This is a genomic window from Emticicia fontis, assembly GCF_054779675.1.
In genome coordinates this window covers 1-1,224 of the sequence record NZ_BAAGXU010000050.1, presented here as the reverse complement: position 1 = coordinate 1,224, position 1,224 = coordinate 1, and the positions used below count along the sequence as shown (strand labels likewise).

The following is a 1,224-nucleotide window of genomic DNA, read 5'->3' as shown; positions in this document are numbered from 1 at the left end:
ATTGTTCTTGCGATAGTGTTGAATGAATCGAAGCTTGCCTTTTCAACCTGATTGTACCACAATGCTAATTTCTTGAATGCTATAATCCTTTCTTTGGAGTGCGTAAAAATATCAGATAATCCTCTACTCAATCCATAAGCTTCTGCAATGTCAGGATATAATCTGAATAATATTTGTGCCCTATGTGCTTGTGATTCAGACCAGTTGTGTTGCTTCTTATAAAGTAAATAGCGACTTCTGGCTAGTAATTGTTTGAGTGTATCACCGTTCTCAAGTACTACAGGAGTAAAGGATGTTTTTTGTTCTTTAGCCGACTGTATTTGTCTGTTTTCTTCTTCCATCGCCTGCCAACGGTGTTGGATTCTAATCTCTTGAACTGCATCACACGCTAGTTGTTGAACATGAAACCTATCTGCAACGAGCTTGGCCTTAGGAAACGTTCTTCTAACTATTTTCTCCATAGTAGGAGCCAAATCTAAAGTTACTTCTTTTACTTTTTTCCTCAGAAATTCAGGTATCTGACGTAATACTTCTATGATTTTCTCACTCTCAGTACCTTTTATCATGGCAACTAAAGTGCCTTTACGTCCTTTAGCTGCTTTGTTTGTCAGAATAGTATACAATTCGCCTTGTGATAAACTGGTCTCATCAATGGATAAATATTCGCCTATATTCTCGGTAAACAATAACCACTCGTCTGCATGAGAGGCTTGCTGCCAACTCTTGTAATCGCTTAGATGGCTTACATACTGTTCCTGGAATCGCTTACCATCTAATCCATAAAGCTCTCCAAGTGTTTTACAACTGATTGGCGTTTTATCTATTAAGTCCTTTTAAAAAAGTTGCGAATTCTTTTGTCATCCGCGTGCCATCAGCCACCATTTCCCAATTCCTATAAATTGTTTTACCAGTAGTGATATTTAGCCATTTCCTTCTCTTGATTTTTAGATAACAGGCTTTACCACGAAGTGGAAAATCACGGACAGTTTCTTCATCATAGAATCCTTTGGATTGTAGTTGGTCGGATTGATATTCTTGGGGTGATAGATTCTTCTCAGATAAAAATAGATAGTAAGAATCATCTTTCTTTATCACATTAGTTAATTCAAAGTACTCTAATATTCCTTCAGGTAGTAATAATGATAGTAGCGTTGTGTCCAAGTCAGTCCTTTTTCCGCAAAGTAAACCCTTTTTTAGCTACTCCCCAACTTTTAAGATTGATCC

The 1,224-nt window shown here is 37.1% G+C and carries 2 protein-coding genes; both read right to left on the bottom strand.

Annotated features, from left to right (window positions below; genetic code table 11):
• A partial coding sequence (locus ACYVFA_RS21090) for an ISAon1 family transposase (RefSeq protein ID WP_460473844.1) occupies positions 1-809 on the bottom strand: 809 nt, incomplete at its 3' end.
• A 7-nt stretch (positions 810-816) separates the two neighbouring features.
• Positions 817-1,161, bottom strand: a complete 345-nt coding sequence (locus ACYVFA_RS21085) for an ISAon1 family transposase N-terminal region protein (RefSeq protein ID WP_460473843.1) — start codon at positions 1,159-1,161, stop codon at positions 817-819.
• Between the last annotated feature and the right edge of the window lie 63 nt (positions 1,162-1,224).